Below are 25,395 nucleotides of genomic sequence, written 5' to 3' on the forward strand. Positions count from 1 at the left end.
AAAAATATGTATTGAGTATACCAGAAAGTTCAGTTTTCGACAACTGTACGGCTTTGAGAATCACCAGATTTTAGAACTTTCGATTAAGGCCGTTTGACGGTCGGACCGCTTAAATATCTGGATTCAAAGAACTTAAATTCACCAACCTTTGTCGCTGGCCAATTCGGCTCCGAACTCGGCCATGAAATGCGTGTTCGAGTAATACATCAAGCAAATCAGCCTTTTAGTGATGTTAATACTTTCTGCCAGCTAGGCAGGCCGAACGGCATCTGTACCCTGTGTCGTGCTTCAATTTGCGAAGTGTACTTGTACCTGGCGTGTCTGCGGCCCGCGTATTTTCGCGTGATTTTGAGCAGTCACGGAATCGGCTTGGCCGAGAAAGGGGGGTGACAACACATCATTCGAAAGACAAGGCCGCAGACATGCGCAGTTTCGCGAATGGATGCTCAATAATATTTTTCAACCGCGCCGAATATCGCTTTGTAGATGAATGGCGGTCTGGCGCTTCAAAAATGGAAGATTGTTATGCGACGCAATGTGAACAATACAAATGTCACGACCGTTGACGAAGTTAATGTTGAAAATCTCGAAGCTCCGATCTCGGTGGAAATCCCCGTTGAAGAAGCAAATATCGAGGCCGAACTGACCGCGCAGCAACAGCAGCAGGGTCAGGAAGTTCAAAACGCTGCAAACAACGAAGACGAACAGAACCAGGCTCAGGCTCAGGCGACCGAGGTTGCAAACGAACAGGCCCAGGGTCAGGATCAGGGCCAAGCGCAGCAGCAGGGCCAACAGCAAGGTCAGCAGCAATCGAACGTCAATGGCGGCGATGACAGCAACAGCATCGCAAACTCGATCAACATCGATTTCGGTGAAGGCGAGTGGATCCCGCGCGACGATGACCAGGTCGATCTGGATATCGGTGACTCGGCATCGATCGGTGATGTCATCACGGCCGGAAACGACGTGAATTATGATCCCGGCGATGATCTGAACCTGTCCATCTCGATGAATGGTGACGGCAATGACATGTCGTCGATCAACAACCAGTTGGCCAGCCTGAGTGACGATGACACGCTGGATTCGCCCAGCCTGTCGAATGACGGCTCGTTCTATCAGAACGGCAGCGCGACGGGCGGTTCGGCCTATGCCGAAGAAGGCATCGGTTCCTCCTCCGGCGGCGGTAACTCGGGTTCTGGCGGAACCAGCTACGGCGGTGCAGCAAGCGGCGAGACCAATGGCAGCCACGCATTCGCGCTGGGCGGCCACACCGGCAATGCCGGCGCGGCTTCGCAAGGCGGTAACGGTGCGGCCTCGGGCGGCGCCAACAACACGAGCCTGGGTCTTGGTCTGTCGGGCGCCGAAGCCAGTGGCGAAAGCACGGCTGGCAATGGCGGCAACGCCAACAGTACCTCCAGCGCCAACAACACCGGCAGTTCGAATGCCAACGGCCAGGGAACTGGCGGTGAAGGCGGTAATGCCGGCTCGATCGGTCTTGGCCTTGGTCTGGGACTGTCCGGCGCCAACTCGGAAGGCAATGCCAACGGTGGTGAAAACGCGACTGGTTCGATCGGCGCGGGCCTTGGCCTGGCCGGAAACGAGTCGGGTGCGAACGGCGCCAATGGCGGCAACGGCGAGTCATCGAACTCGGGTTCTGCATCGAACAACAGCACCGGTACGACCGAAGCGAATGAAGCGACGGCCGGAAGCAACACGGGTGCGGGCATGGCCGGCAGCGGCGCGCAAAGTGGCGCGAATGGCACCGGCGGGCCTGGTTCCGGTGGCACGGGTTCCGGCGGCTCGGGCTCGGGTGGTGAAGGTGCTGGCGGCGAAGGCTCTGGTGGCGAGGGATCCGGCGGATTCTCGGCCATGGTCGAAGCAGCCATCGCGGCGCTGAACCAGGAAATCGCGGATGGTGGTCCGGCCTTGAATGCGGCTGATACCGACGCTGCGACCGGCGGCGGCGGAACCACGGGCAACAACCCGGGTACCGGCGGAGCGGGCACCGGTGGTGCTGGAACCGGCGGCGCAGGAACCGGCGGTGCCGGAACCGGTGGCGCAGGGTCCGGCGGAGCCGGCACGGGCGGCAGCTCGGCAGCCAACTCTGGCGCACAGGGCGTCGGCGATCTGGCCGCAAGCGGTCCGAATATCAGCCAGTCGCCCGGTGACGTGAACGGTGCGGCCAGCAACCCGCAGACGTCGACCGGAACCGGCGGAGCCGGCGGTTCGAACGCAGCCAATGGCGCGGCAAATGGAACCGGTTCGGGTTCGTCCAGCGCAGAAGGCGCTGGCGGAGCCGGTGGGACCACGACGCCAACGTCCACCTCGTCCGGTAACGGTGCGGGTTCTGCGGATGCGGTCAACACGGCCGGTACCGGCGGTGCGGCAGAAGTCTTTGCTGACGCAGACACAAACGGTTCCGCCGACAGCCTGGCCGAAGCCATCGCGGGATACGGCGGCGCGTCATACACCGACAACGATGCCACCTCGACCGGATCCGGCAGCGCGACTGGCGCGGCCAGCTCGGGAGCCGGTGGTGCAGGCGGTGCGTCTGCGGCCAATGGTGGTACCAGCGGCTACGCCATGGGTAGCGCCATGTCCGGCGATACCACGGGTGGCGCAGTCACAGGTGGCAGCGCGGCCGGCGCCTATTCGGGTGACGGCGGAGCCGGCGGCAATGGCGGCACCTGGGGTTCCAACAATGGTGGCGACGGTATCGTCACTGGTGAATCCTACGCGTCGGCAGCAGCAGTGGTCGATACCTCGGCCTTCAACCAGACAATCGTCATGGGCGCCAACGTGCTTGGCAACTCGGTAGATACCACGATGGTTGGCGGTTCGATGAGCTCGACCTACGCGAGCGACGACACCGAGGCATAATGCCTGACCCCGGAGGCCGCGATTTCGGCCTCCGGTCTTTGATGAAAACACCGGGGCCGTGTTTCATGGCCTCGGTCCAACTTAACCCAGACCCGGAAATTTTCTGCCGGAAAGGGTGACAGGGATAGTCCAGATGTCACTTGACAGCATTACGGAAACGATCGCGCATTTTATCGGTACTTTTCAGCTCACGATGGAACAGGCCATCCTGCGGCAGCAATACGAGGAGTTTACGGCGCTCCGACGGCTGGCCGAAGTTGAAGGTCTGGAGGATCCGATCAGGATTGTCGTCAAGGCCGATCTGGATCTGAAGCCCAAGGACTACGACCCGCTTCCCTACCGTTTCCCCGAACCGCCCGCGGACCCGCAGTTGCCGCTGCCACCAGCCGGTCCGATGCTCGAGTCGAACATCCAGATCGGTGACCCGTTGGCGCCGGTCGGATTCGTTCCGCAGTCCGAATTGCCCATCTCGGTCGGGCCGCAATTCTTGATGTTGCAGCCTCAGGTCGTCAGCGACCTGATAGGGTCTGCCGTCACTTACACATTCCAGACATTGGTCCTGCGCGACAATGATACCGTGGGCGCGGGCGACTTCCGCGATGCGGCGATGCTGACAGCGCAGGCCGAAGCCGCGTTGGACGTGGCGCACTCGCTTCATGCGATGGCGGTGCCTTCACTGGCGATACCGGACTACATGACGCCAGAATACCTGGATACGCTGGTCGAACAGATAACGACACCGATGAACGGATCGGTCCAAGGTGTCACGGTTCACCAATTCCAAGGTGAAGACGCGGAAGGCATCATCGTCAACGGTCAACACGTGTCGGAGGCTCCGGTCTGGAGCGATCTTCTGCCGGCCTACCACCAGCCCGAGGAGGCTGAGGAAAATCTGGTGTCACAGTCCTATCCGGCCGAGTGGAACCAGTCCGAGGGGCCGGAGTCACACGAGGGTCATACCGTTGTCACCGGCGGCAATCTTGCGATCAACGAAGTCGCGCTGAACGTCGGTTGGGTGGATGCCCCCTTCATCGCCGTGGGTGGACAAGCGATCAGCCTGACGATGATCAGCCAGGTCGCGCTGGTATCAGATGTTGATGTCGGAAACACCGGCAGCGGCGCGGGCACCAACGTCGTCCAATCCGCCCAGATTGAAACAGAGGCGAATCCTGCGCCGTGGCTTGCCGGAACCTCGGCCGTCGCTGGTGGGGCCGGGCAGCCGTCCCTTTTGACCGTCGATTGGATCCATGGCGATCTGGTGGTTGCCAACTTCCTCAAGCAGGTCATCAACGCCACCGATATCGACCATATCCAGACCGAGATTTCCGCATCTTCGACCATGTATGCGATGGGTGGCAACCAGATGGTCAACGTGGCCGATATTGTTCAACTCGGCAGTTACTATGACCTGATCATGATCGGCGGCGACATGATCTCGGTCGACATGTTGTTCCAGACGCTTGTCCTGATGGATGACGACCTGGTGTCAGGCGGCCTAGCCGGACCTGCCGGAGGTGCGAACGAAAACCTGCTGATGAACCAGGCCTCGGTGATGACCAACGGCCTGGACCTGCAGGAGGCGCTTGAGGAGAACATGGCCGAGGCCATGACTCTGAATGAAATGAACATGGCGGCGCTCGAGGACGCATTGCTGAACGATCCGATGTTCGCGGGTATGGAGCAGATGCGCGTTCTGAAAATCGACGGAAACCTGCTGCAGGTGAATATTCTTGAGCAGGTCACGATGCTCGCCGATCAGGATGACATTTTCCTGTCCGGTCCGCACGGTGCCAGTACCGAAGTCGTGGCCGGCAGCAACGCGATGCTGAATGCGGCCAATATCAACAAGCTGGGCGTGGACTCCGTGGTCATGGCCGGGCAGGGCGCGTATTCCGAGCTTTTGCTGCACCAGGCCAGTCTCATCGACTTGCCTGAGAATGAGATCAGCCCGGAATTTGCCAATGAAGCCATCGCAATCCTGATGGAGGAGGCAATGACCGCCGGGCAAGCAGTCAGCGGCCCGACCGCTCCTGTCCTGACGCCCGAAGACTTGGACGCCAATGTAGGAATGCAATCCATCCTGACCTGATTTTCCCTTTTTTACGAGTGACCGGAAGGTTTGTTTATGTCGATCGTTTTTTCGTCGCGCCGCACCCGATATGCCAGCCCGCTGGACCGGTCGGGAAGCGGACAGCCTCTGACTTTGCGACCCAGCGACATGGTGTCTGGCTCGTCATTTGCAACGGAACGGCTGACCGCACGGCTAAGGCTGACCAAGGAGATGCGCGTGCCCGTGACCGAGCAGAGCCAGAACAAGGCAGCGCAGGAGGGCCCGGCCACGGCGCAGAAGGAGCAAGAGGTTGCTCGAAATGCAGCGGCTCCGGCACCGGAAGCCCGGGACGAAACCGATCAGAAAATAACAGACGACAACACACTAGAAACAACATTCAGCGCCGCCTCTCCCCGACGGCGCGAAACGCCGGAGACCGTCGCTGTGGAAGGGCGTGCGGGTGACGGCGAAGGGGTGGCCAATGCCGAGGACTCGGAACCGCAAACCGTCGAAAGCCCGACCGCGCGCATGACCCCCTCGTCCCGGTCGGGTGGGACGGATCGCATGGGCACCACTATCGAGGCCGAAGCGAACAAGCCGCTGCTGCGCACTGGTTCAGGCGATGGCGGCGGCAAAGGGCCACCCCAAACTTTTCACAAGCGCACGCCGCCCGAAGACTTTCAACGCACCCTTCGGACCTCGATGCGAGCGATATGGCGAAACCTTGCCTTTGTTCTGGTACTGACCTGCGCGACCAATCTGTTGATCCTGGCGATCCCGATCTACCTGTTCCAGATCAGTGACCGGGTGCTGACCAGCCGCTCGTTGGACACGCTGATCATGCTGACCGCGATCGTGGCCGGGGCAATCATCTTTCAATCGGCTTTCGATGCGGTGCGGCGCTTCATGTTGATGCGCACCGGGGTCGAAGTGGCGGCGCGACTGGGTGCTCCGACCCTCAGTGCCGCAGCGCATGCCTCGTTGCACGGGACGGGACGCGAGTATCAGACGCTGGGTGATCTGCAGCAAATCCGCGGCTTTCTCGTTTCAAGCACCCTTCTCTCCTTTTTGGATGTTCCTTTTGCGCCGTTGTTCATCCTTATGATTTTTTTGGTTCACCCAGAGTTGGGCATGATCGTGGTGGTGACGGCCGTGATCCTGATGGTTATCGCGCTGATCAACCAGCGGATGACGGCCAAACCGTTTGCCGAGGCCAACATGGCCCAGTCTCTGGCCAACCAGCATCTGGATTCGATGTCGCGGAACAGCCAGATCATCAACGCACTTGCAATGATCCCCGAGGCGGTTCGGATCTGGGGACGCGACACCGCCAACTCCCTGACCTGGCAGGTCCGGGCGCAGGACCGAAACGTGGTGTTCGCGGCGATCTCGCGCACCGTACGCCTGCTGACGCAGGTCGGCATTCTGGGATGGGGGGCCTATCTGGCCCTGCAAGGCGAAATCACGGGCGGCATGGTGATCGCGGCCTCGATCATCGCTGGGCGGGCTTTTGCGCCAATCGAAGGGTCAATCGAGGGCTGGAATACATTCCTGCTGACCCGCGGTGCCTACAGCCGCATCAAGGCATTGCTGTCCAATTCGGCGCTTCAGTATGAGAAGCTGCGCTTGCCCCGCCCCGAGGGACGAGTGGATGTTGAACGCCTTCTGTTTGTACCCGGGGGTACCAAACGCGTGGTTCTCAACGGCATCAGTTTTTCGCTCAACCCGGGCGAGACGCTGGCGATCATCGGCAACTCGGGCGCGGGCAAGACCACGCTGGGCAAAACGCTGGTAGGATCGATTCTGCCGACCTCGGGCAGCGTGCGGCTCGACCTGATGGATATCCGAAACTGGGATCCGCGCCAGTTCGGCGAAAGCATCGGGTACCTGCCGCAGGACGTTCAGCTGTTTCCGGGCACGATCAAGGACAATATCGGCCGAATGCGCGCCGATGCCACCGATGAGCAAATTCATGATGCTGCAGTTCTGGCCGACGTGCACAACATGATCGCCACCTTGCCACAGGGGTATGAGACCGTGGTCGCTGCCGATGGCTCGCCCCTGTCTGGCGGTCAGAAACAGCGGATCGCGCTGGCGCGCGCCTTCTTTGGCAATCCGCGGATGGTGGTTCTGGACGAGCCGAACTCGAACCTGGATGTCGCGGGCGACAAGGCGCTTGCCCGGGCAATCGAGCAGGCGAGGGAAAACAAGATTACCGTGGTCGTGATCACCCAAAAACCGACGCTCTTGAACGTGGTGGACAAGATCATGCTGCTGACGGACGGGCGGGTCGCCCTGTTCGGTAAGCGTGAGCAGGTGCTGCAGCAACTGAACGGGCCGCGTCAGCAGCCCGAGTTGAAAGGGTAGACGGGGGTAAAGATGAACGAATTGGTCCAAGTAGACGATCCCGCCCTTTGGTACGCCGAGGTTCCGAGATCGATAACCAAGTTCATAGTCGTGGGCACCGTGCTGCTGGTCGCCTGTTTCGGCGGGTTCGGCCTGTGGTCGTTTCAGGCGCCGCTCGCGGCCGCAGTGATTGCGCAAGGCAGCTTTGTAGCCACTGGGCGCAACAAGATCGTCCAGCATCTTGAAGGAGGGATCATCGAACAGATTCTGGTCACCGAAGGTCAGACCGTGCAGGAGGGGCAGGTCTTGATGACACTCGACCGGACCTCGGCCGAGGCAAATGAGCGTGAATTGTTCATCCGCAAGATCCGCCTTCAGGCGATGGTCGAGCGCTTGCTGGCCGAATACGCCGAAAAGGACACTTTGGAGTTTTCACCCGCCCTGATCGAGGCATCCGACGACGTTGAAGTGATGACCATTCTCGACAACCAGCGGCTCAGTTTCGAAGTCTCGCGCAAGACGTTACTGAATGACATTGCCCTTCTCGAACGCAATATCGAAGCGCTGAAGATCAGGGCCAGCGGCTTCGAGGCGCAATTGGAAAGCATGGAGCGCCGCAAGGCGATCCTTCAGGAAGAATACGAAACCAAGAACGCGTTGTTCGAAAAAGGGCTTGTTCGAAAGGGTGAGTTGAACACCATCCGGCGGGTCCAGGCCGAAGCCGACGGGCAATTGGCCCGACTGGCGGCCGAGGCCTCGGAAACCAGCCAGATGCTGCTGAAATACGAAGAGCAGATCACCCGGACCCGGTCGGCCTATCGCGAAGCGGCGCTGGACGAACTGGGTGTAATCGAGGCGGATCTGGAAAGCGTGCGGGAAAAATCGCGCCAGGCCAGCAGTGTTCTTGCCCGCGCGGTAGTCCGTGCCCCGGTTGATGGCACGGTTGTGCGATTGCACTATTACACGCCGGGCGGCGTCATCGAGACCGGCAAGCCGATTGCCGAAATCCTGCCAGCTGATGCCCCGCTGATCATCGAGGCCCAGATCCCGCGCACCGATATCGACAGCGTTGTGACCGGCCAGACCGCGACCGTTCGGTTGGTGGCTTTGAATCAGCGCACGACACCGGTTCTGACGGGCGAAGTCTTTTACGTCTCGGCGGACGCGGTTCTGGAAGAAGCCAGCGGAATACCTCAAGAGGTCTATCTGGCCCGGGTGTCGTTGGAGCCTGACGAGATGGACCGGGTGCGGGGCTTCATTCCGACCCCCGGCATGCCGGCCGAGATCATGATCCAGACCGAGGAACGCACCTTTGCCGCCTATATCGCCAAGCCGATCGTCGACAGCATGTCTCGGGCCTTTCGCGAGCAATAGCCGCCCACCATAGCGCTTACAAATTCAAAGGGCCCCGTGCTAGCATTCGTGAAAATCCGGGAGGGACCGCACGAATGCCATTGACCGTTAAAGAGATGCTTGAGGCCGCGAATGCTGATGTTCAACGTATCAGCGCCGCGCAAGCCAGGGAGCTATTGCAGCAGGGTGCGCTGCTGCTGGATATTCGCGATGCGCCTGAACTGGAAAAGACCGGTCGCGCCGTCGGATCTCACCATATCTCACGCGGTATGCTCGAGTTTCGTGCCGATCCTGCGCTGCAGTCGCATGACCCCGAGCTGCGGAAGGATCGCCCGATCATTCTGCATTGCGCATCGGGCGGACGGGCGGCTCTTGCGGGCAAGTTGCTCAAGGACATGGGGTATCAGCATGTCTACAACCTGGGTGGGTTCTCGGACTGGGTAAACGGCGGGGGCGACTACGTCGGCCCGGTTGATTCCGGGATGTAGGGACCCAGCCTGATCTGCATCAAAGCCGATTGTATTACGCTTCGGCAATCTGCGCGTCAGACGCCATCAACAAGGACGACTGGCAATGATGAGACTTGCAGCGCTACTGTATTCCCTGATCGCGACCGCCCTCGCGGGTACGGCCGTTATCGCCGTGCTGACCGCGGGAATGGTTTCGACCCTGGCCATCGTGGGTGCCGCAGCCGTCGGAGCGGTCGCGGCTTTGCCCGCATCCTGGCTGGTCGCCAAGCGCCTGTACCAATAGAGAGCTTAGGTGGCGTTCAGAAATGTCCGGACAGCAGCTTCGAACTCACGCGGTTTTTCGGCGTGCAGCCAATGGCCTGCGCCCGGAATCTTGGCGAAACGGGCGTTCGGGAACAAGGATTTGATGATTTCGCGGTGACTTGCCTGAACATAGTCCGACTCCGCACCGGCGAGAAACAGCGCCGGGCCGTCCCAGTGTGAGGTAAAGTCCGGAAAACCCATGATATTCGGCATCTCTTTGGCCAATACGTCCAGGTTCAGCCGCCAGCGTTTGCCGGGAACGTCCAGCGACTGAGTGAAGAAGCTCTGCAATGCCTTCTCGACTCCAAGATCGGCCAGTTGCTGTTCCACGTCCGAGCGGCGCGCGACCTGTGTCATGTCCACGGCGCGCATGGCCTCGATATATGGCATTTGCGTGTGGCTGTACCGAACCGGAGCGATGTCCGCCACGACCAGCCTGTGGACCATTTCGCCATGCTCGAGCGCCAATGTCATTGCCGACTTGCCGCCCATCGAATGCCCGATCACGTCTGCCACGCCGCCCATGCTTTCGATGACCTCAGCCAAATCATCCGCCAACGCCGGATAATCGTGCCGGTCGTCCCAGAAGCTGTGGGCATGGTTTCGCATGTCGACCGCCACCACCTGACGTTCATCTGACAGCCTACGCGCAATCACCCCCCAGTTTCGGGCCGATCCGTATAGCCCATGGGCAATCAACAGCGGTGTGCGGGACGTCGGTTCGCCATGTGTGATCGTGTTCAGCATATCTTTCTGATACCGTCCGGCGCCCCGGACAACCAGCCCCATTGTGACCGCCTGCGCAGACCGTTAGATTGCCCCGTCAGGAGGGGCGCATGGCTCAGGAAACAGAAATTCAGACCCAGATAGCTCAGACGATATTTCTGTTGCGCAAAAAACTGGGGGCAAAGGGCAAGACCCTGGCCGAGTCGGTGCGCCGTGCCAAGCGCCGCTTGCCGCGCAAGGTCTACAAACAGGCAATGGAACTGGCCCGTGCCGAGCCGTTGGTCGAGCATCCCAAGCTCCGGCTGACCCTGGACTCGCCGACCCTGGAAAAGGCGGCGAAGGATGTTCAGTCGCATCTGCGCGCCATCAATCTGGCGGATCGCCGCTGGGGTTGGTTTCTGGGCATGCTCGGGGGGCTAGCCTTCAACATTCTGGCCTTGGCCGCACTGTTTCTGGTCGTGCTTTGGTGGCGCGATCTGATCTGATCAGGGCATCTGACATTAAAGAAAAATGGCGCCCGCTAAAGGCGCCATTTTGTTGTTTCTGACTTTGTGGCGTCAGAGGTTCGGGTAGATCGGGAACTTGGCGCACAGATCCGCGACCTGCGCTTTGACCCGCGCCTCGACCTCACCGTTGTTGTCTTCACCATTGGCGGCCAGCCCATCGACCACTTCGATGATCCAGTCCGCAATCTGGCGGAACTCGGGCTCTCCAAAGCCTCGGGTCGTGCCTGCGGGCGAGCCCAGACGGATGCCGCTGGTCACGGTCGGCTTTTCAGGATCGAACGGCACGCCGTTCTTGTTGCAGGTGATGTGCGCACGGCCCAGCGCCTTTTCGGTCGCGTTGCCCTTGACGCCTTTGGGGCGCAGGTCGACCAGAACAACATGGGTGTCGGTGCCGTGGGTCACCGTGTCCAGGCCGCCCTTGATCAGCTGATCCGACAACGCCTGAGCGTTGACGACGACCTGTTTGATGTAGTCTTTGAACGAAGGCTGCAGCGCCTCGCCAAATGCCACGGCTTTTGCCGCGATCACATGCATCAGTGGGCCGCCCTGGATGCCCGGGAAGATCGCCGAATTCACCTTCTTGGCGATCGTCTCGTCATTGGTCAGGATCATGCCGCCACGCGGGCCGCGTAGGGTTTTGTGCGTGGTGGTCGTGGCCACATGCGCGTGCGGGAAGGGGCTGGGATGCTCGCCCGCGGCGACCAGACCGGCGAAATGCGCCATGTCCACGTGCAGATAAGCCCCCACCATGTCGGCGATCTCGCGCATGCGGGCAAAGTCGATCTGGCGCGGAATGGCCGAGCCGCCGGCGATGATCAGCTTGGGCTGGTGTTCTTTGGCCAGCGCCTCGACCTGATCGTAGTCCAGCATGTTGTCCTGCTTGCGCACGCCGTACTGAACCGCGTTGAACCACTTGCCCGACTGGTTGGGCTTGGCGCCATGGGTTAGGTGACCGCCAGCATCCAGGCTCATGCCCAGAATGGTGTCGCCCGGCTGGATCAGCGCCTGGAACACGCCCTGGTTGGCTTGTGATCCTGAATTCGGCTGCACGTTGGCGAATTCGCAACCGAAAAGTTGCTTGGCGCGGTCGATGGCCAGGTTCTCGGCGATGTCGACGAACTGGCAGCCGCCATAGTAACGCCGACCGGGATAGCCTTCGGCGTATTTGTTAGTCATGACCGAGCCCTGCGCCTCCATGACGGCTGCGCTGACGATGTTTTCCGAAGCGATCAGCTCGATCTCGTCGCGCTGACGTCCCAGTTCGGAGGTGATTGCCCCAAAAAGTTCAGGGTCGCGATCCGCGAGGGACTGGGTGAAGAAACCGGTATCACGAAGGTTGGCGTTCATGGGCGCTCCGCATGGCTGAGGTTGGTTTGGCGGATTTCCTATAGGAAACTGTACGGATGAAAAAGACTTTAAAGCGACGAAATGGCCAGCTGCGGCGTCACGTCTGGCCTAATGGGGAAAGGTATGTTTGTTTCGGAACCAAATGCGTAGCACCGGAAACCGGAAAACATGACAAAGAGAATCGCTTTTCTCGCCAGCGACGTGGATGTCGCGCAGTCGGCCCGCAACAAACTGGTTGCACGCTATGGCAATGCGGCCCCCCGAGATGCGGATGTCATCGTGGCGCTGGGTGGCGACGGGTTCATGTTGCGGACGCTGCACAACACGCAGCATCTGGATGTGCCGGTCTACGGCATGAATCGCGGGACCATCGGGTTTCTGATGAACGAGTTCCACGAAGCCGATCTGATGGAGCGTCTGAGAGCCGCTGAAGAAGAAGTCATCAACCCCTTGACGATGAAGGCCATGGACCAATCAGGACAGGTGCACGAAGCCCTTGCGATTAACGAGGTTTCGTTGCTGCGTGCCGGTCCGCAAGCCGCGCGCCTGAAGATCAGCGTGAATGGCCGGGTGCGGTTGGCCGAACTGGTCTGTGACGGGGCGCTGTTGTCCACGCCCGCCGGGTCGACCGCCTACAACTATTCGGCACATGGCCCAATCTTGCCCATTGGGTCGGATGTTTTGGCGCTGACGGCCATTGCGGCCTTTCGTCCTCGGCGGTGGCGCGGTGCGTTGCTGCCCAGTACGGCGCATGTGCGCTTTGACGTGCTTGAGGCCGACAAGCGCCCGGTGATGGCAGACGCTGATTCCATATCCTTTCCGGATATCGATTGGGTCGAGATTCGGTCGGAACCCAAGATCCGTCACAGGATCCTGTTTGATCCCGGTCATGGCTTGGAAGAGCGTCTAACGATTGAACAATTTACATAAATTCCCGAGATTCTCGGACTTATGTGAAGCAGTTCACAGGAAGCTGACCACCTCTCAGCTATGCTAATCCTGCCCGGAGAACACGCCGCGGTGGGAGTGAGTGGCCACCAAATGGTGTTTTCGGATGATTGCGCAGTTTTCGCGCTGGCGAGGGTGGGTGGTGCTACGCTCGTCATCACAATCCGGGCATATTTTAGCACTTGGACCCCGGGCTCTCAGTCCCGGGGTCAATTATTTTGGGGCAGTTGAAGGCGGTTGGTGTTTCAGCCCGTGCTTGCCAGACCGGCCCACAGGTGATCAGCCATGCGACCAACCCGGGCTTCAATCGCGACGGCTGCATCTACGGCCAAGTCCTCGCGCCAGCGCTGCGCTGCGATCTGAACGTTGATTGGCTGGCGCCCGCTCGGCAACTCGGCCAAACGCGCCGGAACGCAGGCGGCGGGCAGGCCCAGAAAGTTCATGGCATAGGAATAGACTGCGCAGCCCAGCACTTCGTGCACGCCTTCCGAGCCTTCCGTATCACGGTCGGGTCTGAAAAAGGGCTGCGGCAGGAAAGGCGACAGCACCAGCGGGTAGTCCTCCATGAACAGGGACCATTCCCGCGCATAGTGGCTGCGCTGCGCCAGTGCCCGGATCAGGTCCGGGCCTGTGATCGGGGGAAATTCCTGGAAGTAAGTGGCAAAGATGCGTTGGATGGTCTCGGACCCGGCCGCCTCGACATCGGCTTTCATCAGGGTCAGCACTTCGCCCATCAATGCGCGATAACCAAGCCGTCCACATTCGAACACGTTCGGAGGGTCGATCTCGTCAACGGTGTACCCGGCATCAACCAGTGCATCACGGGCCGTGTCCAGCGCCTTGTCGACCTCGGGGTGGAGATCGTAACCGAAAGTGTTCTTGGTGAAAGCCACCCGCGGCTGCTGGTCAGGCTCGGCCACGCGCCAGGGCAGCGGGACGTGAAACGGATCGCGCGGATCCGGCGCGATCAGGCTGGGCATGGCCAGGTGCAGGTCGGCCGCGCTGCGGGTGATCAGGCCTTGCACCGACATGGATTGCGCAAGCAGTCCGCGTTCGGCGGTTTGGCTGGGGTTCCATGCGGGAACGCGGCCAAGGCCCGGCTTCACGGTCACCGCGCCAAGGGCCGCGGCCGGAAACCGCAGGCTGCCGCCGATGTCGTTGCCATGCGCCAGCGCCCCCATGCCCGTCATCACCGCCACACCGGCCCCGCCCGAGGAGCCCCCGGGAGAAATATGTCGGCCCCAAGGGTTGTGGGTGCGTCCATAAAGCGGGTTGTCGGTGTCGGCACGGAATGAGAACTCGGGCGTGTTGGTCCGGCCAATCACCACCGCCCCAGCCTTCAGCAGGTTCGACACGACGGGCGCATCGTCGGGGGCAATTACGTCTTTCAGAGCGGTCACACCGTTGGTCGTGGCATGGCCCTTCTGGTCGACATTGACTTTGATCGTGACGGGAACGCCGTGCAGCGGGCCGGTCGGTTCGCCGCGGGCCCGCTGGGCATCGAGGGCGCGGGCGCGCTCCCGCGCCTCGGCGCTGAGGTCTTCGACGACGGCATTCAGTGCCGGGTTCAGCGCGTGCATCCGGTCGATTGCGCTTTGGACGGCTTCGGTCGCGCTCAGGTCCCCGGAACGGGTCTGTTTTGCGAGTTCTGCGGCGCTCAGGCGCCAGATGTCGTAATTTGCCATGTGCCCTCCGTCAAGGGCACAGTAGGCGGTCTGCCAATGGTTGCAACCCCGCAGGGCAGGGCGGGCGGCCCGGGGCCGCCCGATGCCCGGTTACTGGGCGTAACCGATTGATTTCAGGGCTTCGGTGATTTCGTCCAGAATGGCCGGATCGTCGATCGTGGCAGGCATTTTGTAATCTTTGCCATCGGCGATCGACACCATCGTTCCACGCAGGATCTTGCCAGACCGTGTCTTTGGCAGACGATCCACTACGACGGCCAGTTTGAATGCCGCAACGGGCCCGATTTTGTCGCGCACCATCTGCACGACCTCTTTCGCGATCTCGGCATGGTCACGATTGCAGCCTGCGTTCAGGCACAGGAAGCCAACCGGGGCCTGACCCTTCAACTGGTCCGATACACCGATGACTGCGCATTCGGCCACGTCGGGATGGGCTGCCAGAACCTCCTCCATCGCGCCGGTGGACAGGCGGTGGCCGGCCACGTTGATCACGTCATCGGTGCGGGCCATGATGTACAGATACCCGTCCTCGTCGATCATCCCGGCATCGCCAGTTTCATAGTAGCCCGGGAAATGCTCAAGATAGGATTTCTTGAACCGCTCCTCGGCATTCCACAGGGTCGGCAGCGTGCCCGGGGGCAGTGGCAGCTTGACCGCGATCGCGCCCAGCTCGCCCGGTTTCATCGGGTGGCCGCCTTCGTCCAGGATCTGCACGTCATAGCCGGGCATCGGCTTGGCGGGCGAGCCCAGCTTGATCGGCAGTTCCTCGATCCCCAGCGGGTTGCCGGCGATGGTCCAGCCGGTTTCGGTCTGCCACCAGTGGTCGACGACCGGAACCTTCAGCGCGTCCTGCGCCCAAGTGATCGTGTCCGGGTCGGCGCGTTCACCGGCCAGGAACAGGGCCTTGAGGCAGGACAGGTCGTATTTCGCCAGCATCTCGCCCTTGGGGTCCTCGCGCTTGACTGCGCGGATCGCCGTTGGGGCGGTGAAAAAGCTTTTGACCTTGTGCTCGGAAATCACCCGCCAGAAGGTACCGGCATCGGGTGTGCCGACGGGCTTGCCCTCGAACACGATGGTGGTGTTGCCGTGGATCAGCGGGCCATAGCAGATGTAGGAGTGGCCCACGACCCAGCCCACGTCCGAGGCCGCCCAGAACACATCTCCGGGATCGACGTTGTAGATGTTCTTCATCGTCCAGTTCAGCGCCACAAGGTGCCCCGCCGTGGGCCGCACGACGCCTTTGGGCGCCCCCGTGGTGCCCGAGGTGTAAAGGATGTAGGCGGGATCATTGCCTGCGACCGGCACACACTCGGCCGGCTCGACACCGTATTGGAAGCCGTGCCAGTTGAAGTCGCGCCCTTCGATCAGCTTGGCCACTTCCTGTTCGCGCTGGAAGATCACGCAGAACTCGGGCTTGTGGCTGGCCATGTCGATGGCGCCGTCCAGCAATGGCTTGTAATGCACCACGCGACCGGGCTCCAACCCGCACGACGCCGCGATGATCGCCTTGGGTTTGGCGTCGTCGATCCGCACCGCCAGTTCGTTGCTGGCAAACCCGCCGAAGACCACCGAATGCACCGCACCCAGCCGCGCGCAGGCCAGCATCGCCTCGAGCGCCTCGGGGATCATCGGCATGTAGATGATGACGCGGTCGCCCTTTTCGATCCCCTTGGCGCGCAGCGCACCGGCCAGGGTCGCCACGCGATTGCGCAATTCCATGTACGAGATTTCGCGCTTGGTGTGGGTGATCGGGCTGTCATAGATGATGGCGGTCTGTTCACCCCGGCCGTTTTCAACGTGGCGGTCCACGGCATTCCAGCAGGTGTTCACCTTGGCATCGCAGAACCATTCATAGAGAGGGGCGTCGTCGTCAAACAGGGCCTTGCTTGGCGGTTGGAACCAGTCAATTCCCTTGGCTGCGTCCATCCAGAAAGCCTCTGGGTCTTTTTGCCAGCTCTCGTAAACGTCCTGGTATGCCATGGGTCCTCCTCCCAAAAATTACTCGCATTGTGTTAGGCGCGGACGGCTAACCGAGCAAGCGGCGCGCGTGACGGCGCGTCAGTTTATCGCGAAATATTTGCAGAACTGCCCCATTTGTCTTGCAAAGTTTTGCAAATGATCCTTGTTTGCGCGCCTAAGCGGGAAATTTCCGCAGAACTTGCAAATTCGCAAAGCGTCCGGTGCAAAAGTGGGTTTGTCAGATTCGGATCAGGTCGCCGTTCCCGCATATCGGGGCAGACTGTCTTGGATGTTCAGCCAATGCAGATGCTCGGCGTGAAAAACGTGAAACCGGGGCGCGGCATCCTCGGGATTGTCCAGCGTGGCGGTATAGAGGTGAATATTCACCCGGTCGCGGGCATTGCGGTATGCCATCGGCGTGCCGCAGGTTCCGCAGAACAGGCGTTCGACAACCTCAGACGAGTTGTACACGCGTGGCGCATCCCCTGACCATGTCACCGAGCCGTGCGGCAGCCCGATGAACGCCGTGACTGGGGCGGCGCAATTGCGCCTGCAATCCGCGCAGTGGCAGTAACAGCTCCAGGCGATCTCGGCATCGCTGGCCCATCGCACGGCGCCGCAGTGGCAGTGACCTTTCATGATGACCTCCCTCGGCAGGGCGGCCAGACCGGTCGGGCCGCCGTGGTCAACCGTAATGCGCGACAGGCGTTCCGGCAATTGCCGCCATATTCAGCAGCCCGCGCGCCGTGATCGAGGGTGTCACGATATGCGCCTTGTTGCCCATGCCCATCAGGATGGGGCCGACCTCGATGCCGTCGGCCTTCATCTTCAGTATGTTGCGCACACCGCTGGCCGCGTCCGCATGGGCAAAGATCAGCACGTTGGCCGCCCCCTCCAGGCGCGAATTGGGGAAAATCCGCTCGCGCAGTTCGGGGTCGAGGGCCACATCCAAGTTCATTTCGCCTTCATAGATAAAATCTCGGGGCTTGCTGTCCAAAATGGCAATCGCTTCGCGCAGGCGCTTGCCCGAGCCCTCGGCCTGATTGCCGAACTGCGATTGCGAGCAGAACGCGATCTTTGGCGCCAGCCCGAAACGCCGGACATGGCGCGCGGCGCCCACAGTGATCTCAGCCAGTTCTTCCGGGCTGGGCAATTGCCGGACATGAGTGTCGGCGATGAACAGCGGGCCGTCTTCAAGGATCATGAGGGACAATGCACCATGGGGGCGAAGGTCGCCGTCATTCAGCACCTGCTCAACATAGTTCAGGTGCCAACGATACTCGCCGAAGGTGCCGCAGATCATGCTGTCGGCTTCACCCCTGTGAACCATGATTGCGCCGATCGCGGTGGAATTGGTCCGCATGATCGCTTTGGCCAGATCAGGCGTCACCCCCCGGCGCTGCATGATTTGGTGGTACGAGTTCCAATAGTCATAATAGCGCGGGTCGTTTTCCGGGTTCACGATCTGGAAGTCCTGCCCGGGGCGGACCGACAGGCCCAGACGTTCGCAGCGCGCCTCGATCACCTCGGGACGGCCGATCAGGATCGGGGTTTCGGTGGTTTCCTCAAGAATCGCCTGAGCGGCGCGCAGTACGCGTTCGTCTTCGCCCTCGGCAAAGACGATGCGGCGCGAGGCGGCGGCGGCGGCCTCGAAGACGGGTCGCATCAGAAGGGCGGACTTGAAGACCGTCTGGTTCAGCTTTTCCTTGTAGGCCTCGATGTCCTCGATGGGGCGTCTGGCCACGCCGCTTTCCATCGCGGCCCGGGCCACAGCCGAAGACACCACACCCACCAGCCGTGGGTCGAACGGTTTCGGGATCAAGTAGTCGGGGCCGAAGGTCAGCTGCTCGCCCTTGTAGGCGGCTGCGGCCTCGGCGCTGGTGGTGGCGCGGGCCATCTCGGCGATGCCTTCGACACAGGCGATCTGCATGGCATCGTTGATTTCGGTCGCGCCCACGTCCAGCGCGCCGCGGAAGATAAACGGGAAACACAGGACGTTGTTCACCTGGTTCGGGAAGTCGCTGCGCCCGGTGGCGATGATGGCGTCGGGGGCCACTTCACGCGCGGCGTCGGGCAGGATCTCCGGGGTTGGGTTCGCCAGCGCAAAGATGATCGGCTGTTTGGCCATGCGCGCGACCATCTCGGGCTTGAGCACGTTCGGCCCGCTGAGGCCCAGAAACAGGTCGGCCCCGTCGATCACCTGATCCAGCGTGCGCAGGTCGGTTTTCTGGGCGAATTGGTCCTTGTGCGGGTTCATGTCCTCGGCCCGGCCTTCATAGACCAGCCCGTGAATGTCGCACAGCCAGATGTTCTCGCGCTTGACGCCCAGCTTGACCAGCATGTTCAGGCAGGCGATCCCCGCCGCACCGCCGCCGGTGGACACGACCTTGATGTCCTCGAACCGCTTGCCGGCCACGTGCAGCGCGTTGCGCGCAGCGGCCCCTACCACGATGGCGGTGCCGTGCTGGTCGTCGTGGAACACGGGGATGTTCATCCGCTCGCGGCATAGTTTTTCGACGACAAAGCAATCGGGCGCCTTGATGTCTTCGAGGTTGATGGCGCCGAAGGTCGGCTCCAGCGCGCAGACGATATCGGCCAGCTTCTCGGGATCGGGTTCGTTCAACTCGATGTCGAAACAGTCGATGCCGGCGAATTTCTTGAACAGGACGGCCTTGCCCTCCATCACCGGCTTGGAGGCCAGCGCGCCGATATTGCCCAGCCCCAGCACCGCGGTGCCATTCGAAACCACCGCCACCAGATTGCCGCGCGCGGTATACATCTCGGCGGTCGCCGGGTCGGCCTTGATCTCAAGGCTCGCCTCGGCCACGCCGGGCGAATAGGCGCGGGCAAGGTCGCGCCCGTTGGCCATGGGTTTGGTCGCCTTGATCTCCAGTTTCCCAGGCTTTGGATGCGCGTGGTAATCAAGTGCGGCCTGGCGCAGGCTGGGTGTGTCGGACATGTCAAAACTTCCCGTTTGGAATTTAGTTTAGTGCTAAACTATTTTTGACGCAGGGGAAACCTCGAAATCGCATGACGGCGGATCCGACCCCGACTTGCAAATCCCCCAACGGCCCCTCACAGTCCCGCGCAGAGGAGACCAGCATGACCGACACCATAGCCGAATTCCGCATTCCGACCCAAGAACTGCGAGACGACATTCCGTTCTACACCAAGGTTCTGGGCATGCGGATGGACATGATCTATCCGGCGGATGACCCTCGCGTCGCGGTGTTTTCCGGGCATGGACTGCGCCTGCGGGTGGAAAAGGACGCGCCCGAGGCGCCGGGCACCTTGCGCATCCTCACCGATGACCCGGACGGGTTTGCCGGCGGTCAGCGCAGCCTGGTCGCCCCCAATGGCACCCGCATCGAGATCGAGGAACGCAACCCCCCTTTGGTGATGCCCGAGACGGTTCATTCCTTCGTCGTCCGCAGGCTCAAGGATCAGGCGCCCTGGATCATCGGGCGCGCGGGCATGCATTACCGCGATCTGGTGCCCGACCGGCTGGGCGGGTCGATCATCGCCAGCCACATCCGCATTCCCGACGGCGGCCCGGTCCCGGACATGGTGCATTTCCACAAGGTCGGGTTCCAGCTGATCTTCTGCATCCACGGTTGGGTGGATGTGGTCTATGAGGATCAGGGCGACAAGATGCGCCTGACCGCTGGCGACTGTTTCATCCAGCCGCCCGAAATCAGGCACCGCGTGCTCGAGGCGTCGGACAACGTGCAGGTGATCGAAATCGGCGTTCCGGCCGAGCATGTCACCGAGATCGACCACGAAATGCAGCTGCCCACGCCGCATTACCGCCCCGAGCGGGAATGGCAGGGCCAGCGGTTCGTCTACAACCGGGCCGAACGGGCAGAGTGGCAGCCGTTCCGCCTGCCGGGTTATCAATGCCGCGACACGACGATTGCCGAAAACACCAAGGGCGTGGCCGGCGTACAGGTGGTGCGCCGGGGGCAGGGCGACCCGGTCTGGGCCAGCCATGATGCCGATATCCACTTTACCTTCGTGATGAACGGGGCAGTCACCCTGGAAGGTGAAGGCCGTGATCCGTATCGGCTGGAGCAGGGCGATGCCTTTGTCATCCCACCCGGAATGCGCACGCGGCTGGCCGACCCCAGCGACGATGTCGAACTGCTCGAGGTCACGCTGCCGGGGTATTTCAAGACTGATCTGGGCTAACGCGCGGGCGCGCCGACATTCCCGTGCAGAGGGGGCTTCAATTCCCCCGCGGATTTCCAGTAGGGTATGGCATTCTGACCAGATGATCAAAAATTGGGGAATCGCCATGTCGTTGAAAGAAGCAGCCCGCAAGGTGCGTGAAAACGCCTATGCGCCCTATTCGAATTTCAAGGTGGGCGCCGCGGTCCGCACCCCGTCGGGCGAAGTGTTCGCGGGCTGCAACGTGGAAAACGTGGCCTATCCTGAAGGCACATGCGCCGAGGCCGGTGCGATCGCCGCGATGGTCGCCGCCGGAGAAAACAAGCTGGCCGATGTCTATGTGGTGGCCTCCAGCCCGCAACCGGTGCCACCCTGCGGCGGATGCCGGCAGAAACTGGCCGAGTTCGGGGACAAGGATGTGGTGGTCACCATGGCGACGGTGGACGGGATTGAGACCCGCACGACCATCGGCGAGCTGCTGCCCGGCGCCTTCGACGCCTCGTTCATGTAAGGGCCGCGCCCATGGACGCCCGTTCGATCATCGCGAAACTGCGCCGCCGCGAAGTGCCGGATGCCGGCGAGCTGGTGTGGTTCGCCCAGGGTCTGGCCGATGGCAGCGTCAGCGACGCCCAGGCCGGAGCCTTCGCCATGGCCGTCTGCATGGGCGGGCTGGGTCCCGAGGGCCGCGCCGCGCTGACGCTGGCCATGCGCGACAGCGGTGAGGTTCTGACCTGGAACCTGGACGGCCCGGTGATCGATAAGCATTCGACCGGCGGGGTGGGGGATTGCGTCAGCCTTGTGCTGGCCCCGGCGCTGGCGGAATGCGGGGCCTATGTGCCGATGATCTCGGGCCGCGGTCTGGGCCATACCGGCGGGACGCTCGACAAGCTCGAGGCGATCCCGGGCGTGTCGACCCAGATCAGCCAGGACCGGCTGGCCCAGATTTTGGCCGAGACCGGTGCCGCCATCATCGGCGCAACGGTACAGATCGCTCCGGCGGACAAGCGGCTCTATGCGATCCGCGACGTGACCGCCACGGTCGAAAGCCTCGATCTGATCACCGCCTCGATCCTGTCCAAGAAACTGGCGGCCAGCCCGGATGCTCTGGTGCTGGACGTCAAGATGGGCAGCGGAGCCTTCATGAAAACGCTGGACGAAGCGCGCAAGCTGGCGCAGGCCCTGACCGAAACGGCCAATAAGGCAGGGTGCCGGACCTCGGCCCTGATCACGGACATGAGCCAGCCGCTGGCGCCCGCCTTGGGCAACGCCTTGGAAATCGCCGAGGTGATGAAAGTGCTGACCGGTGGGCAGCCTTCGCCCCTGGCCGAGATTTCGGCCGAGCTAGGCGGCGTTCTGCTGTCTGACGCAGGTGTGGTCGGCGACGCGCAGGCCGGGCGGGACATGATCGCCGAGGTGATCCGCGATGGCCGCGCGGCCGAGCGGTTCGGACGGATGATGGCCGCGGTGGGCGGGCCGTTGGGTCTGGTCGAGGACTGGGCGCGCTATCTGCCCGAGGCCAGCGTGATCCTTGAGGTGACGGCGCAGGACGAAGGCCATGTCTCTGCGATGGACGGCGAGGCGCTGGGCCTTGCCGTCGTGGCGCTGGGCGGTGGCCGGCAGGTGGAAAGCGATGTGATCGACCCGGCAGTGGGCCTGTCGGGGCTGGTGCGGCTGGGCGACAAGGTCTCGGCCGGAACGCCGCTGGCCGTGGTCCATGCCGCGCGCGAGGACGCCGCGCAGCGGGCCGCGCAAGCCGTGCGTGCCGCGATCACCATCGGCCCAGCGCCCGTTCCGGTGCCGGAGCTGGTACAAGAAAGGATCCTCGCATGAGCCGCGCGTTCCTTGTGGTGATGGATTCAGTGGGCATCGGCGGTGCGCCGGATGCCGACCGGTTCTTCAACGGCGACGTGCCGGACACGGGCGCGAACACGGTGGCCCATATCGCGCAGGCCTGCGCCGAAGGGCGGGCCGAGGATGGCCGGTCCGGGCCGTTGCGCCTACCCAACCTCGATGCGCTGGGGCTGGGGGCGGCGGTGCGGCTGGCGTCGGGCGCGGATGTGCCGGGGTTGGAGGCCGACCCGACCGGCCTGTGGGGGTGCGCGCGCGAACATTCGCCGGGCAAGGACACGCCTTCGGGTCATTGGGAACTGGCCGGGCTGCCGGTGCCATGGGACTGGCACTATTTCCCCGACACGGTCCCCGCCTTCCCTGATGATGTGACTCGCGCCGCCGCGCAGGCCGCAGGTACAGAGGGCATTCTGGGCGATTGCCACGCCTCGGGCACCACGATCATTGCCGAACTGGGCGCCGAACATCTGCGCACCGGTTGGCCGATCTGCTATACCTCGGCCGACAGCGTGTTCCAGATTGCAGCGCATGAAGAGGCGTTCGGGCTGGAGCGCTTGTACCAGATGTGCCGGACCCTGGCCCCCATGCTGCACGAGATGAAGGTGGGTCGGGTGATCGCGCGCCCCTTCGTGGGATCGCCCGAACAGGGGTTTGTCCGCACCACCAACCGCAAGGATTTCGCCATCACGCCGCCTGCTCCGGTGCTGACCAACTGGGCGCAGGATACCGGGCGCACGGTGCATGGCGTGGGCAAGATCGGTGACATCTTCTCGATGCAGGGGATCGACACGCTGGACAAGGGCTCGGACGCCGAATTGATGGGTCACCTCTCGCGACTTGTCGACAGCGCCGAGGACGGCAGCCTGACATTCGCAAATTTCGTCGAGTTTGACAGCCAGTACGGCCACCGGCGCGACATCTCGGGCTATGCCCGCGCGCTCGAGTGGTTCGACACCGAGATCGGCCGTATCCTGCCCCGGCTGCGCCCGGGCGACCTGTTTCTGCTGACCGCCGATCACGGCAACGACCCCAGCTGGGTCGGCACCGACCACACCCGCGAGCAGGTGCCGGTGCTGATCGCCGGCCTGGGGGCCGGACAGATCGGGCAAGTCAATTTCGCCGACGTGGCCGCCAGCATCGCCAATCACCTGAACATTCCGGCGCAAGGGCCGGGAAGGACCTTTCTATGACCGTCGCAGACCTGCCCAAGATCGAACTGCACCTGCATCACGAAGGCGCGGCCCCGCCCGCCTTCATCCGCCAGCTGGCGCATGAAAAGAAGGTTGACCTGAGCGGCATTTTCAAGCCCGACGGCAGCTATGACTTCCGCGGTTTCGCGCATTTCCTCAGCGTCTACGAAGCCGCCTGCGAGGTTTTGAAAACCCCCGAGGATTTCCGCCGCCTGACGCTGGCGATCCTGGAAGAAAGTGCTGCGAACGGGGTGGTCTATTCCGAAACCTTCCTCAGCCCCGATTTCTGCGGCGGGGGTGATCTGCACGCCTGGCGCGACTATCTGGCCGCCATTCAGGACGCCGCCGACGAGGCCGAGCGCAAATTCGACATCACCCTGCGCGGTGTGGTGACCTGCGTGCGCCATTTCGGGCCCGACAAGGCCAAGCGCAGCGCGCTGTGCGCCGCCGAAACCGCCGGTGACTGGATCACCGGGTTCGGCATGGGCGGGAACGAGGCCATGGGCCAGCAGGCCGATTTCAAATGGGCTTTCGACTGCGCGCGCGAGGCCGGATTGCGCCTGACCACCCATGCCGGCGAATTCGGCGGCCCCGAAAGCGTGCGCGATGCGGTGCGCGCGCTGGGGGTCGAACGTGTGGGCCATGGGGTTAGGGCCATCGAAGACCCAGATCTGGTACATGAACTGGCCGACCGGGGCATCACGCTCGAGGTCTGCCCGGGCTCGAACGTTGTGCTGGGTCTGTACCCGGATTTCGCAGCCCACCCGATCGCGCGGCTGCGCGAGGCGGGCGTGAAGGTCACGGTTTCCACCGATGACCCGCCGTTTTTTCATACCACCATGCGCCGCGAATATGACATGCTGGCCCAGGCCTTCGGCTGGGACGCCGAGGATTTCGCCGCGCTGAACGACACCGCCCTGAACGCCGCATTCTGCGATGAAGAGACCCGCGCAAGGGTCAGGAAAAGACTGGAGAACACATGAGCGAACATCTGACCGTCGTCGACCACCCGCTGGTTCAGCACAAACTGACGCTCATGCGGGACAAGGGCACCTCGACCGCCTCGTTCCGGCAATTGCTGCGCGAGATCACGCTGCTGCTGGCCTATGAAGTGACGCGCGAGATGCCCCTGACCACGCGCCACATCGAAACCCCTATGGAGGAGATGGATGCGCCGATCCTGGCGGGCAAGAAACTGGCGCTGGTGTCGATCCTGCGTGCGGGCAACGGGATGCTGGACGGCGTTCTGGAACTGGTGCCCTCGGCCCGGGTTGGATTTGTGGGCCTGTATCGCGATGAAGAAACGTTGCAGCCGGTGCAGTACTACTTCAAGGCCCCCGAAGGCCTTAAGGATCGGCTGGTGATTGCGGTCGACCCGATGCTGGCCACCGGCAATAGCTCGGCCGCTGCGATCGACCTGCTGAAACAGGCCGGTGCCACCGACATCCGGTTCCTGTGCCTGCTGGCCGCCCCCGAAGGCGTGGCCCGCATGAAAGAGGCGCATCCCGACGTCAAGATCGTGACCGCCGCGCTGGACCGCGAGCTGAATTCCAAGGGCTACATCATGCCCGGTCTGGGCGATGCCGGAGACCGGATGTTCGGCACCAAATAGGCACG

The 25,395-nt window shown here is 62.3% G+C and carries 20 protein-coding genes; 14 read left to right on the forward strand and 6 right to left on the reverse strand.

What is annotated here, in order from left to right:
- Positions 1-525: 525 nt before the first annotated feature.
- From ACR0NB_RS01455 to ACR0NB_RS01480, 6 genes are all read left to right on the forward strand, one after another.
- Positions 526-2,880, forward strand: coding sequence for a hypothetical protein (locus ACR0NB_RS01455; RefSeq protein WP_480633388.1), 2,355 nt, complete (start codon positions 526-528; stop codon positions 2,878-2,880).
- A gap of 133 nt (positions 2,881-3,013) precedes the next feature.
- Positions 3,014-4,969 carry a type I secretion protein gene (locus ACR0NB_RS01460; protein WP_480774762.1) on the forward strand — a complete coding sequence of 652 codons (1,956 nt, stop codon included), beginning with the start codon at positions 3,014-3,016 and terminating at the stop codon, positions 4,967-4,969.
- Positions 4,970-5,005: 36 nt separating this feature from the next.
- Positions 5,006-7,297, forward strand: a complete 2,292-nt coding sequence (locus tag ACR0NB_RS01465) for a type I secretion system permease/ATPase (protein WP_480774763.1) — start codon at positions 5,006-5,008, stop codon at positions 7,295-7,297.
- 12 nt (positions 7,298-7,309) lie between these two features.
- The gene (locus ACR0NB_RS01470) at positions 7,310-8,650 is read left to right on the forward strand and encodes an HlyD family type I secretion periplasmic adaptor subunit (protein ID WP_480433559.1); all 1,341 of its coding nucleotides are present in this window, start codon (positions 7,310-7,312) and stop codon (positions 8,648-8,650) included.
- A gap of 74 nt (positions 8,651-8,724) precedes the next feature.
- A complete protein-coding gene (locus tag ACR0NB_RS01475) occupies positions 8,725-9,117 on the forward strand; it encodes a rhodanese-like domain-containing protein (RefSeq protein ID WP_170390579.1) in 393 nt (130 codons plus the stop codon).
- Between the two features lie 85 nt (positions 9,118-9,202).
- On the forward strand, positions 9,203-9,382 hold the full coding sequence (locus ACR0NB_RS01480) for a hypothetical protein (protein WP_170363027.1): 180 nt from the start codon (positions 9,203-9,205) through the stop codon (positions 9,380-9,382).
- A gap of 5 nt (positions 9,383-9,387) precedes the next feature.
- Here ACR0NB_RS01480 and ACR0NB_RS01485 read toward each other — a convergent pair whose 3' ends face one another.
- Positions 9,388-10,191, reverse strand: a complete 804-nt coding sequence (locus tag ACR0NB_RS01485) for an alpha/beta fold hydrolase (protein ID WP_480774764.1) — start codon at positions 10,189-10,191, stop codon at positions 9,388-9,390.
- Positions 10,192-10,238: 47 nt separating this feature from the next.
- Between ACR0NB_RS01485 and ACR0NB_RS01490 the strand changes: the two genes are divergently transcribed.
- The gene (locus ACR0NB_RS01490) at positions 10,239-10,613 is read left to right on the forward strand and encodes a hypothetical protein (RefSeq protein ID WP_170372118.1); all 375 of its coding nucleotides are present in this window, start codon (positions 10,239-10,241) and stop codon (positions 10,611-10,613) included.
- Between the two features lie 72 nt (positions 10,614-10,685).
- On the opposite strand, the gene glyA is transcribed toward ACR0NB_RS01490, so the two are convergent.
- The gene (gene glyA, locus ACR0NB_RS01495) at positions 10,686-11,981 is read right to left on the reverse strand and encodes a serine hydroxymethyltransferase (RefSeq protein ID WP_170337640.1); all 1,296 of its coding nucleotides are present in this window, start codon (positions 11,979-11,981) and stop codon (positions 10,686-10,688) included.
- A 168-nt stretch (positions 11,982-12,149) separates the two neighbouring features.
- On the opposite strand from glyA, the gene ACR0NB_RS01500 reads away from it, so the two are divergent.
- On the forward strand, positions 12,150-12,911 hold the full coding sequence (locus ACR0NB_RS01500; protein ID WP_170337641.1) for an NAD kinase: 762 nt from the start codon (positions 12,150-12,152) through the stop codon (positions 12,909-12,911).
- A 263-nt stretch (positions 12,912-13,174) separates the two neighbouring features.
- Here the strand turns inward: ACR0NB_RS01500 and ACR0NB_RS01505 are convergent, their stop codons facing one another.
- The 4 genes from ACR0NB_RS01505 to ACR0NB_RS01520 form a co-directional block, all read right to left on the reverse strand.
- Positions 13,175-14,614, reverse strand: a complete 1,440-nt coding sequence (locus ACR0NB_RS01505; RefSeq protein WP_480774765.1) for an amidase family protein — start codon at positions 14,612-14,614, stop codon at positions 13,175-13,177.
- A gap of 90 nt (positions 14,615-14,704) precedes the next feature.
- On the reverse strand, positions 14,705-16,594 hold the full coding sequence (gene prpE / locus ACR0NB_RS01510) for a propionate-CoA ligase PrpE (protein ID WP_480774766.1): 1,890 nt from the start codon (positions 16,592-16,594) through the stop codon (positions 14,705-14,707).
- A 228-nt stretch (positions 16,595-16,822) separates the two neighbouring features.
- Complete coding sequence (locus ACR0NB_RS01515; protein ID WP_480633381.1) at positions 16,823-17,212, reverse strand: GFA family protein; 390 nt, start codon at positions 17,210-17,212, stop codon at positions 16,823-16,825.
- A 46-nt stretch (positions 17,213-17,258) separates the two neighbouring features.
- On the reverse strand, positions 17,259-19,532 hold the full coding sequence (locus tag ACR0NB_RS01520) for an NADP-dependent malic enzyme (protein WP_170390574.1): 2,274 nt from the start codon (positions 19,530-19,532) through the stop codon (positions 17,259-17,261).
- Between the two features lie 143 nt (positions 19,533-19,675).
- Here ACR0NB_RS01520 and ACR0NB_RS01525 point away from each other — a divergent pair, with 143 nt between their 5' ends.
- The 6 genes from ACR0NB_RS01525 (at position 19,676) to upp (ending at position 25,390) form a co-directional block, all read left to right on the forward strand.
- Positions 19,676-20,761 (forward strand): cupin domain-containing protein, encoded by a 1,086-nt coding sequence (locus ACR0NB_RS01525; protein ID WP_480774767.1) that lies wholly within the window; start codon positions 19,676-19,678, stop codon positions 20,759-20,761.
- A 106-nt stretch (positions 20,762-20,867) separates the two neighbouring features.
- Positions 20,868-21,251, forward strand: a complete 384-nt coding sequence (locus ACR0NB_RS01530; protein ID WP_480774768.1) for a cytidine deaminase — start codon at positions 20,868-20,870, stop codon at positions 21,249-21,251.
- 11 nt (positions 21,252-21,262) lie between these two features.
- The gene (locus tag ACR0NB_RS01535; RefSeq protein ID WP_480774769.1) at positions 21,263-22,570 is read left to right on the forward strand and encodes a thymidine phosphorylase; all 1,308 of its coding nucleotides are present in this window, start codon (positions 21,263-21,265) and stop codon (positions 22,568-22,570) included.
- Positions 22,567-23,778, forward strand: coding sequence for a phosphopentomutase (locus ACR0NB_RS01540; RefSeq protein WP_480774770.1), 1,212 nt, complete (start codon positions 22,567-22,569; stop codon positions 23,776-23,778). Before ACR0NB_RS01535 ends, ACR0NB_RS01540 begins: the two co-directional genes overlap by 4 nt.
- Positions 23,775-24,761 (forward strand): adenosine deaminase, encoded by a 987-nt coding sequence (locus ACR0NB_RS01545; RefSeq protein WP_480774771.1) that lies wholly within the window; start codon positions 23,775-23,777, stop codon positions 24,759-24,761. The genes ACR0NB_RS01540 and ACR0NB_RS01545 overlap by 4 nt, the downstream gene beginning before the upstream one ends.
- On the forward strand, positions 24,758-25,390 hold the full coding sequence (gene upp / locus ACR0NB_RS01550; protein ID WP_093962638.1) for a uracil phosphoribosyltransferase: 633 nt from the start codon (positions 24,758-24,760) through the stop codon (positions 25,388-25,390). Before ACR0NB_RS01545 ends, upp begins: the two co-directional genes overlap by 4 nt.
- Positions 25,391-25,395: the final 5 nt, after the last annotated feature.

The organism is Ruegeria sp. CG3, assembly GCF_056537205.1.

Bases quoted from the DNA above. Each gene is read 5' to 3' on its own strand.
- ACR0NB_RS01460 (WP_480774762.1), top strand. From the start codon at position 3,014: ATGTCACTTGACAGCATTACGGAAACGATCGCGCATTTTATCGGTACT.
- ACR0NB_RS01465 (WP_480774763.1), top strand. From the start codon at position 5,006: ATGTCGATCGTTTTTTCGTCGCGCCGCACCCGATATGCCAGCCCGCTG.
- ACR0NB_RS01525 (WP_480774767.1), top strand. From the start codon at position 19,676: ATGACCGACACCATAGCCGAATTCCGCATTCCGACCCAAGAACTGCGA.
- ACR0NB_RS01520 (WP_170390574.1), bottom strand. From the start codon at position 19,532: ATGTCCGACACACCCAGCCTGCGCCAGGCCGCACTTGATTACCACGCG.
- ACR0NB_RS01480 (WP_170363027.1), top strand. From the start codon at position 9,203: ATGATGAGACTTGCAGCGCTACTGTATTCCCTGATCGCGACCGCCCTC.
- ACR0NB_RS01490 (WP_170372118.1), top strand. From the start codon at position 10,239: ATGGCTCAGGAAACAGAAATTCAGACCCAGATAGCTCAGACGATATTT.
- ACR0NB_RS01530 (WP_480774768.1), top strand. From the start codon at position 20,868: ATGTCGTTGAAAGAAGCAGCCCGCAAGGTGCGTGAAAACGCCTATGCG.
- ACR0NB_RS01545 (WP_480774771.1), top strand. From the start codon at position 23,775: ATGACCGTCGCAGACCTGCCCAAGATCGAACTGCACCTGCATCACGAA.
- glyA (WP_170337640.1), bottom strand. From the start codon at position 11,981: ATGAACGCCAACCTTCGTGATACCGGTTTCTTCACCCAGTCCCTCGCG.
- ACR0NB_RS01485 (WP_480774764.1), bottom strand. From the start codon at position 10,191: ATGGGGCTGGTTGTCCGGGGCGCCGGACGGTATCAGAAAGATATGCTG.
- ACR0NB_RS01500 (WP_170337641.1), top strand. From the start codon at position 12,150: ATGACAAAGAGAATCGCTTTTCTCGCCAGCGACGTGGATGTCGCGCAG.
- ACR0NB_RS01470 (WP_480433559.1), top strand. From the start codon at position 7,310: ATGAACGAATTGGTCCAAGTAGACGATCCCGCCCTTTGGTACGCCGAG.
- ACR0NB_RS01455 (WP_480633388.1), top strand. From the start codon at position 526: ATGCGACGCAATGTGAACAATACAAATGTCACGACCGTTGACGAAGTT.
- ACR0NB_RS01475 (WP_170390579.1), top strand. From the start codon at position 8,725: ATGCCATTGACCGTTAAAGAGATGCTTGAGGCCGCGAATGCTGATGTT.
- prpE (WP_480774766.1), bottom strand. From the start codon at position 16,594: ATGGCATACCAGGACGTTTACGAGAGCTGGCAAAAAGACCCAGAGGCT.
- ACR0NB_RS01515 (WP_480633381.1), bottom strand. From the start codon at position 17,212: ATGAAAGGTCACTGCCACTGCGGCGCCGTGCGATGGGCCAGCGATGCC.
- ACR0NB_RS01540 (WP_480774770.1), top strand. From the start codon at position 22,567: ATGAGCCGCGCGTTCCTTGTGGTGATGGATTCAGTGGGCATCGGCGGT.
- ACR0NB_RS01535 (WP_480774769.1), top strand. From the start codon at position 21,263: ATGGACGCCCGTTCGATCATCGCGAAACTGCGCCGCCGCGAAGTGCCG.
- ACR0NB_RS01505 (WP_480774765.1), bottom strand. From the start codon at position 14,614: ATGGCAAATTACGACATCTGGCGCCTGAGCGCCGCAGAACTCGCAAAA.
- upp (WP_093962638.1), top strand. From the start codon at position 24,758: ATGAGCGAACATCTGACCGTCGTCGACCACCCGCTGGTTCAGCACAAA.